The organism is Williamsia sp. (assembly GCF_016462415.1).
GTDB lineage: Bacteria > Actinomycetota > Actinomycetes > Mycobacteriales > Mycobacteriaceae > Williamsia_A.
Map to the genome: position 1 here is coordinate 1 of NZ_JAEMTF010000144.1, position 8921 is coordinate 8921.

Sequence of the window (8921 nt, forward strand, 5' to 3'; positions counted from 1 at the left end):
TTGTTGCACAGTGTGTGATTGCGTATTAACCTGCCGTCATGGCCCTCGAACACGCGATCCTGGTGTCGTTGGCGGAACGCCCCGGCACCGGTTACGAGATCGGCCGTCAGTTCGACCGGTCGATCGGATATTTCTGGTCGGCCACCCATCAGCAGATCTATCGGACGCTGAAGAAACTGCACGACGACGGCCTCGTCGCCTACGAGGCCGTGGCCCAGGACGCGCGGCCGGACAAGAAGGTCTACACGCTCTCCGACGCCGGACGAGATGCACTGCGCGGCTGGGTGTCCGATCGTGCGCCGGTGCCGCGTCTGCGTGACGAACTGAGCGTCAAGTTGCGGGCCGCCGAACACGGCGACCTCGCCGACCTGGTCGCCGAGATGCGCCGCCACCGCGACATCCACACCGAACAGCTGGCCCTCTACCGGGCCTTCGCCGACCGCGATCACCCCGACGCCGCGGCCGCCACCGGCCGACGTCTGCACCAGTACCTGGTGCTGCGCGGCGGGATCCGCATCGAGGAGGGCTTCGTCGAATGGCTCGACGAGGTCGTCGCCGCTCTCGACAATGAGATGTCCACCAGCCCCGCCCAGCCCGGCACATCACCCACACAGGAGAAGGTCTCGCGATGAACACCCCGTATCCCCACCTGTTCGAACCTCTCCAGCTGGGTTCGGTCACCCTGCGCAACCGGATCATCATGGGATCGATGCACACCGGCCTCGAGGAACGCGCCTGGGACACCAAGAAATTGGCGGCCTACTACGCGATGCGGGCCCGTGGTGGCGCGGCACTCATCATCACCGGCGGTATCGCACCGACCCGCCTCGGCCTGCTGTTGCCGTTCGGCGGCAAGCTGACCAACCACCTCGATGTCCGGCGACACCGTGTGCTCACCGACGCCGTCCACAACGAGGGCGGCACGATCGCCCTGCAGATCCTCCACGCCGGTCGCTACGGATACACCCCGCTCAAAGTGAGTGTCGGATGGGAGAAATCGCCGATCCATCCGTTCCAGCCGATCAAGATGAACGAGGCGATCATCGCGCAGACCATCTACTCCTACGGTCGGTGCGCAAAGCTCGCGAAGGACGCCGGCTACGACGGCGTCGAGATCATGGGCGGCGAAGGGTATCTCCTCAACACGTTCCTGTGCCCACGCACCAACACCCGCACCGACCGTTGGGGTGGGTCCACCGAGAACCGTCAGCGCCTCGTCCTGGCGATCGTGGATCGGATTCGCAAGCGCGTCGGCGACGACTTCCTCGTCATCATGCGACAGTCCATCGCCGACCTCGTCGAGGGTGGGCAGACCTGGGATGAGATCGCCCAACTGTCGCGCGCGCTCGAAGCGCACGGGGTCGATGCGATCAACACCGACATCGGGTGGCACGAGGCCAAGGTCCCCACGATCATCACCTCGGTGCCGCGTGCCGCCTTCGTCAAGTTCACCGAACGCCTTCGCGACGAGGTGTCCATCCCGCTGATCGCGTCGAACCGCATCAACACGCCGGAGATCGCCGAGGACATCCTGCGACGCGGTCGCGTCGACGCGGTGTCGATGGCCCGGCCGCTCCTGGCCGATCCCGATCTCCCGAACAAGGCACAACAGGGCCGGGCCGACGAGATCAACACCTGCATCGGATGCAACCAGGCTTGCCTCGACCACGCGTTCGTCGGGAAGAAGGTGTCCTGCCTTCTCAATCCGCGCGCCGGTCGCGAGACCGTGCTCACCCTGTCCCCGACGCGGCACGCCAAACGCGTCGCCGTCATCGGTGCGGGGCCGGCCGGTCTGTCCGCCGCCGTAGCAGCCGCCGAGTGCGGTCACCGCGTGGAACTGTTCGAGGCGGGGTCGGCGATCGGGGGCCAGTTCGCGATCGCCGCCAGGATCCCCGGCAAGGAAGAGTTCTCCGAGACGATCCGGTACTACACCCGCCAACTCGAGGTCGCCGGGGTGACGGTGCACCTGAAGACCTGGGCGGGTGCGGAGCATCTGATCGCCGAGAAGTTCGACGAGGTGATCATCGCGACCGGCGTGGTCCCCCGCATCCCCGACATCCCGGGGATCGACCATCCCAAGGTGGTGACCTATGCCGATGCCGTTCTGGGACAACAGGAGATCGGGAGGACCGTGGCGGTGATCGGCGCGGGCGGCATCGGGTTCGACGTCACCGAGTTCCTCACCGTCGACGACTCCCCCACACTCGACCTCAAGGAATGGGAGCAGGAATGGGGTGTCTCCGAGGACACCTCCATCCCCGGATTCGTCACCAGGCCTCGCCCCACACCCGCCGTCCGAACCGTCTATCTCGTGCAGCGAAAGTCGGGTGGGCAGGGCCGCGGCCTGGGCAAGACCACCGGGTGGGTCCACCGCGCATCGGTCAAGATGAAAGGCGTGGAACAGATCTCGGGTGCCCGCTACGACCGCATCGACGACGCCGGTCTGCACCTGCACTTCGACGACGACGATCGCGCACCGCGCGTACTCGACGTGGACACCGTCGTGGTGTGCGCCGGCCAGGAGTCCGTGCGCGACCTCATCGACCCGCTGACCGTCGCGGGGATCCGCACGCACGTCATCGGTGGCGCCGACATCGCCGAGGAACTCGACGCCAAGCGCGCCATCCGTCAGGGCACCGAGGTCGCCGCCGCCCTGTAGAGCAGCGATGGCGCCGACCGTGGCATGACAGTGCCGTCCCGATGTCGGAGCCGACACCGATACGATCGCGGGCATGGCCGTTCCCGCACCCACCGCATCCGCCCGCGCCGTCGTCACCGGCGCCTCCTCCGGCATCGGCGAGGCGCTCGCCTGGGAGCTCGCCCGTCGTGGCCACTCGTTGATCCTGGTGGCCCGCCGCGGCGAGATCCTCGAGATCACCGCCGAGAAGATGCGTGCCGACCACGGCATCTCCGTCGAGGTACGCCCCACCGATCTGTCGGACCTGCGCGCCCTCGACGTGCTGTGCGCCGAGCTCGCCGACCGTGAGATCTCCATCCTCTGCAACAACGCGGGCATCGCCACCTTCGGTGCCATCGTCGACCTCGACCACGAGTACGAACGCGCCCAGCTGCGACTCAACGCCACCGCCGTCCACGACCTCACGCTGGCCGTGTTGCCGCAGATGGTGAAGCGCGGTTCCGGCGGGATCCTCATGGTCGGGTCGGCGGCGGGCAACATGCCGATCCCGAACAACGCGACCTACGCAGCGTCGAAGGCCTTCGTCAACACGTTCAGCGAGTCCCTGCGCGGAGAGGTCGCCTCGAAGGGTGTGCACATCACCCTGCTGGCGCCGGGACCGGTGCGTACCGAGGACCCGTCACCCGAGGACGCGAGCATCGTCGACAAGATGGTTCCCGGTTTCCTGTGGGACTCCAGCGCCGGCGTCGCCCGGATGAGTCTCGATGCGCTGGCGCGCAACAAGATGCGCGTCGTCCCGGGCGCACTGTCGAAGGCGATGTCGGTGGCAGGCGGGTACACGCCACGCAAGATCGTGGCGCCGATCGTCGGCGGCTTCTACAGGAAGCTCGGCGACTGACCGGGACTCCTCATCGGCGCCGCTTGCCGGCGCCGAACAACGACCGGGTGATCTCGCGACCGGCCGCAGATGCCGCCGAGCGCAGAAAGCTCTTCACCGCAGCGTTCCCTAGCACCTCTGACACCACACCCGGCTCGTCCTTCTCCTTCGGTGTCGGAGTCTTCGGTGTCGGAGCGTTCGGTGCGGGCGCCGCCTGGGTCGGCGGCGACTCGGGTGCAACGACTTTCGCGGTCAGGATCTCGTAGGCCGACTCGCGGTCGATCGACGCGCCGTACTTCTGGTGCAACGGGCTCAGCAACGCGGCCGCGGTGATGGCCTCCTCGCCGATGGTGTCCATCAACGACCTCGGAGGGCGGATGACCGTCCACGCGACCGGTGTCGGGGCACCCCTCTCCGAGAGCACGGTGACGACGGCCTCGCCGATCCCCAAGGATGTCAACACCTTCTCCAGGTCGTACGCGGTCGAGGTGGGGTAGGTCTTCACCGTCTTCGACAGCGCCTTCTGATCGTCCGGGGTGAAGGCGCGCAGCGCGTGCTGGATTCGCGCGCCGAGCTGGGACAGCACCTCGTTGGGGATGTCGGTGGGCAGCTGCGAACAGAAGAACACGCCGACCCCCTTCGAGCGGATAAGTTTGACCGTCTGCTCCACCTGCTCGACGAACGCCTTCGACGAGTCGGTGAACAGCAGGTGCGCCTCGTCGAAGATGAACACCAGCTTGGGTTTGTCGATGTCGCCGGCCTCGGGCAGGAACTCGAACAGATCGGCCAGGATCCACATCAGGAACGTGGAGAACAGCGCGGGTCGGGCGGCCTGCTTTCCCAGTTCGAACAGGGTGATGATTCCCGCGCCGCTGGGGTCGATACGGATCAGGTCGCCGGGCTCGATCTCCGGTTCACCGAAGAAGGTGTCGCCGCCCTCGGCCTCGAGGTTGGACAGTGCTCGCAGGATGACCCCCGCGGTTGCCGACGACACACCACCGATGCCCTTGAGGTCCGCCTTGCCCTCGTCACTGGTGAGATGTGCGATCACCTCACGCAGATCCTTGAGGTCGAGCAGCGCGAGACCCCTGCCGTCGGCCCAGTGGAAGATCAGGCCGAGCGTGGACTCCTGGGTTGCGTTGAGTCCCAACACCTTGCTGAGCAGGATGGGACCGAACGACGTGATCGTCGCCCGGATCGGGACACCGATCCCCTCGGTGCCCAGGGACACGAACTCGCACGGGCGCGACGCCGGCGCCCACGTGTCGCCGATCTCGGCGGCGCGTTTGGCGATCTTGTCCCCCGCCACCCCCGGCGCGCTGAGTCCGGACAGGTCGCCCTTGACGTCGGCGAGCACCACCGGCACCCCGGCCGCCGAGAGTTGTTCGGCGATCACCTGCAGCGTCTTGGTCTTGCCGGTGCCGGTGGCCCCCGCCACCAGACCGTGGCGGTTCATCATCGCCAGCGGGATGCGGACCTGGGCACCGGGGTCGATCACGCCGTCGACACCGACCGCCCCGAGTTCCAAGGCCGGGCCCTCGAATCGGTAGCCCGCGGCGATCTGCTGCGCCGGCGTCTGGGTCTGCGTCGGTTCGGTCACGTGTGGTCCTCCCGGTCGTCGCCGACCCCCGTCGGCACCTCAGTGGCGCCGGTGCTCCGCCGGCGCGTCCGGCAACACATTAGCGCCGTGCGGGGCGTTGGCTAAGGTTGTCGGGTGCAGGACAAACTTGTGTGGATCGATTGCGAGATGACCGGTCTGCGATTGGACACCGACAAACTGATCGAGATCGCGGCGTTGGTCACCGACAGCGATCTCAACATCCTCGGCGAGGGTGTCGACGTGGTCATCCACGCCGACGACGCCGACCTCGAGGCGATGCCCGATGTGGTGAAGAAGATGCACGCGGCCTCGGGCCTCACCGAGGAGGTGCGCGCGTCGACGGTGACGGTCCCCGAGGCCGAGCAAATGGTGCTCGACTACGTTCGCAAACACGTGAAGTCGGCCGGCGCGGCGCCGCTCGCGGGCAACTCCATCGCCACCGACCGCGGCTTCATCGCCCGGGACATGACCGCGCTCGACACCTACCTGCACTACCGCATGATCGACGTCAGCTCGATCAAGGAACTGAGCCGCCGCTGGTACCCGCGGATCTACTTCGGTCAGCCGGAGAAGGGGCTCGCGCACCGCGCGCTGGCCGACATCCGCGAGTCGATCCGTGAGCTCAGGTACTACCGGGAGACGGCGTTCGTCGCCCAGCCCGGCCCGGATACCGACACCATCGCGCAGATCGTCACCGACCTCGGCGACGCCTGACCCCTCCGGCACCGCGTCGTCCCTGCTGTCACACGCGTATCGAACAACCGATTGGCACTCGGCGCGGGCCACCAGATAGAGTGTGCTCTGCGGTTCTGGTTGGTTCAGAACCACATGGTGGGTGTAGTTCAGTTGGTAGAGCACCAGGTTGTGATCCTGGCTGTCGCGGGTTCGAGTCCCGTCATCCACCCCAAGCAAGGCCGAAGGCCCACCCGATTCGTTCGGGTGGGCCTTCGGTCGTCGTGGGGGTCGGAGGCAGCGCCTCGGGGATCGCTCTACAGCGACCGGGCGATGATCTCCTTCATGATCTCGTTGGTGCCCGCGTAGATCTTCTGGACGCGGCCGTCAGCCCACATCCGGCCGATCGGGTACTCGCTCATGTAGCCGTAGCCGCCGAAGAGCTGGACGCACTCGTCGAGGACCGCCATCGCGCGGTCGGTGGTCCACCACTTGGCCATCGCGACGGTCGGGATGTCGAGGTCACCGGTGAGGTGCTTGACGATGCAGTCGTCGACGAAGACGCGCGCGATGCGGGTCTCGGTGGCGGCCTCGGCGAGCTTGAACTTGGTGTTCTGGAATCCGAAGACCGGACGGCCGAACGCCTGACGGTCCTTGGTGTAGGCGATGGTCTGCGCCACAGCGGATTCCATACCGGCCACCGATGCGACGGCGATGATGAGTCGCTCCTGCGGGAGCTGCTGCATCAGTTGGATGAAGCCCTGCCCCTCCTCGCTGCCCAGCAGGTTGGCGACCGGGACACGGACGCTGTCGAAGAACAGCTCCGAGGTGTCCTGGCCGCGCTGCCCGATCTTGTCCAGCACGCGCCCACGCCGGAATCCCTCGCGGTCGCCCTCGACGAGCACCAGCGAGATGCCCTTGGCGCCCTCCGAGGTGTCGGTCTTGACCACGACGATGATGAGGTCGGCCTGGGAACCGTTGGTGATGAACGTCTTCGAACCGTCGATGACGTAGTCGTCGCCGTCGCGGATCGCCTTGGTCTTGATGCTCTGCAGATCCGATCCGGTGCCCGGCTCGGTCATCGCGATGGCGCCGACGACCTCGCCGGAGGCCATCTTGGGCAGCCACTGCTGCTTCTGCTCCTCGGTGCCGTAGGCGAGCAGATAGTGCGCGATGATGCCGTTGTGCAGGCTGACGCCCCACGACGAGTCTCCGATGCGGGCCTGCTCCTCGATGAGCACCGACTCGTGGGCGAAGGTGCCGCCACCGCCGCCGTACTCCTCGGGGATCGACATGCACAGCAGGCCGAGCTCACCGGCCTGGTTCCAGAGGTCACGGTCGACGTGATGCTGGTCGATGTACTTGTCGACGTTGGGGGCGACGGTCTTCTCGAAGAACGACCGGACCAGACCGCGCAGGTCGTCCAGGTCGTCGGTCGCCCAGGGGGAAGCGTTGGTCATGGTGAGAGAGCCTTCCTCGACAGATGAGGTCTGCGAACATTGTCAACGCCGAGCGTAACACTTGGCGATGGCAGTATCGCTTCCCTCAGTCGCGGTGCGGCTCACCCACGCCCTCGACGGACGGGGGCCGACCGATCAGGCGTTGCCCGCGTTACCGCGCTTCCACACGTCCCACGGGATGTTCCAGTCGCCGAGGCCGTCGGTACCCGGCAGGACGTCACCCACGGTGTTCTTGACCACCACGATGTCCCCTCGCAGCGAGGTGTTCATGACCCACTCGGCGTTCTCCGGGCTGAGGTTGAGACAACCGTTGCTGACGTTCGAGTTGCCCTGCGCGTAGATCGACCACGGCGCCGCATGCATGTAGATGCCGCTGTAGGACATCTGGGTGTCGGAGTACACCGTCTCCTTGTAGCCCTCCGGCGAGTTCACCGGGACGCCGTAGGTGGACGAATCCATGATGATGCTGGGGACGCGGTCGCCGATGATGTACGTCCCGCGGTTGGTGGGCGTGGAATCCTTGCCCATCGACGTGGGCATGGTGCGCACGACCTTGCCGTTGAGCACCGCCGTCACCTGCTTGGTGTTGTCGTCGGCGGTGTAGACGAGCGACCGCCCGATGGTGAAGTTCAGCGTCTTGTTCTGCTGTCCGAAGACGCCGCCACCGAGGTCGATCCCGTAGGTGTTCACCTTGACGGTGACCTTGGTGCCCGGCTTCCAGTAGTTCTGCGGACGCCACCGCAGTTCGGAGTCGCTGAGCCAGTAGAAGGCACCGGCAACCGGCGGGTCGGTGGTCACGGTGATCGCGTTCTGCGCGGTGCGCTTGTCGGTGATCGGCTCGTCGAAGCGGATCGCCACGGGCTGCCCGATGCCGACGGTCGAGTTGTCCTCCGGCAGCAGGTAGGTGTCGGTGAGATTGTTCGGGGCTCGCGTCGTGAACGACATCTTGCTCGAGTTGGTACCCGAGATGCCCTGCACATCCGCGGCGACGGTGTAGGTCTTGTCGAAGCCGAACGGCTCGGTGCTCGTCCACTCGGTGCGGTCGGAGTTGTAGGCGCCCGCGATGGTGCCGCCGGTCTGCTTGGGGATCCGGACGTCGGTCAGCTCCCCGGACTTCGCCACGACCTTCAGGGGCGCGCCCGGCTGGATGCCCACCGCACGATCACGCAGCGGCTGGCCGTTGAACGTGGTGATCGACACCGACGGACGCAACAGGTCGTCGAATCCGGTGTTGGTGTTCACCTGGTCGCTGTACGACGGTGCCGCCGTGCCGGCCGAGCACGCCGCAAGTGTTCCCACCGCGCAGATCGTCACCGCCATCGACACCGCACCGCGCATTCGTCGACCGAAAGGACCGAACCCCATTTTGCTCCCAGAAAAACTTCTCAGCGCGCGTGGCGCGATTGATCGGACTGCATCTGCACACACCTCGGGCTGTGTCGGTATGCCGCTCTGCACGTCGAGCCCTCAGGGTGACATCAGTGTACGAGACATACACCACTTCACACCGAATGCCGGGCGAGCCCTGCGGCATGTCGTGGTCGTCGGGCGCTCCGGGTGGACGATTTTTGCCCAGGCGTGCGGACCTGTTAATGTTCCATCTCGCACGATCCAAGCGCCATTAGCTCAATTGGCAGAGCAGCTGACTCTTAATCAGCGGGTTCGGGGTTCGAG

At 66.3% G+C, this 8921-nt stretch carries 8 protein-coding genes and 1 tRNA gene; 6 read left to right on the top strand and 3 right to left on the bottom strand.

The genetic code is table 11. From position 1 onward, the window contains the following. Positions 1-38 precede the first annotated feature (38 nt). The 3 genes from JHC79_RS21665 (at position 39) to cmrA (ending at position 3536) form a co-directional block, all read left to right on the top strand. Positions 39-632, top strand: a complete 594-nt coding sequence (locus JHC79_RS21665; RefSeq protein WP_296394781.1) for a PadR family transcriptional regulator — start codon at positions 39-41, stop codon at positions 630-632. After that, positions 629-2659: an NADPH-dependent 2,4-dienoyl-CoA reductase gene (locus tag JHC79_RS21670; RefSeq protein ID WP_296394782.1), complete on the top strand. Its 2031-nt coding sequence runs from the start codon at positions 629-631 to the stop codon at positions 2657-2659. The genes JHC79_RS21665 and JHC79_RS21670 overlap by 4 nt, the downstream gene beginning before the upstream one ends. 73 nt (positions 2660-2732) lie before the next feature. Beyond that, a complete protein-coding gene (gene cmrA, locus JHC79_RS21675; protein ID WP_296394783.1) occupies positions 2733-3536 on the top strand; it encodes a mycolate reductase in 804 nt (267 codons plus the stop codon). A gap of 10 nt (positions 3537-3546) precedes the next feature. Here the strand turns inward: cmrA and JHC79_RS21680 are convergent, their stop codons facing one another. Next, positions 3547-5115, bottom strand: a complete 1569-nt coding sequence (locus JHC79_RS21680) for a helicase HerA-like domain-containing protein (RefSeq protein WP_296394784.1) — start codon at positions 5113-5115, stop codon at positions 3547-3549. Positions 5116-5229: 114 nt separating this feature from the next. Here JHC79_RS21680 and orn point away from each other — a divergent pair, with 114 nt between their 5' ends. Then, entirely contained in the window at positions 5230-5829 is a 600-nt protein-coding gene (gene orn / locus JHC79_RS21685; RefSeq protein WP_296394785.1) for an oligoribonuclease, read from the top strand. 117 nt (positions 5830-5946) lie between these two features. After that, positions 5947-6022 (top strand) — tRNA-His (locus JHC79_RS21690). An 82-nt stretch (positions 6023-6104) separates the two neighbouring features. Here the strand turns inward: JHC79_RS21690 and JHC79_RS21695 are convergent. Further along, positions 6105-7247 (bottom strand): acyl-CoA dehydrogenase family protein, encoded by a 1143-nt coding sequence (locus JHC79_RS21695; protein WP_296394786.1) that lies wholly within the window; start codon positions 7245-7247, stop codon positions 6105-6107. Positions 7248-7382: 135 nt separating this feature from the next. Beyond that, entirely contained in the window at positions 7383-8489 is a 1107-nt protein-coding gene (locus tag JHC79_RS21700; protein ID WP_366783189.1) for an Ig-like domain-containing protein, read from the bottom strand. Here JHC79_RS21700 and JHC79_RS21705 point away from each other — a divergent pair. Further along, positions 8476-8921, top strand: a 446-nt coding sequence (locus JHC79_RS21705; RefSeq protein WP_296394788.1) for a hypothetical protein, incomplete at its 3' end; no start/stop codon positions are given. The genes JHC79_RS21700 and JHC79_RS21705 overlap by 14 nt on opposite strands.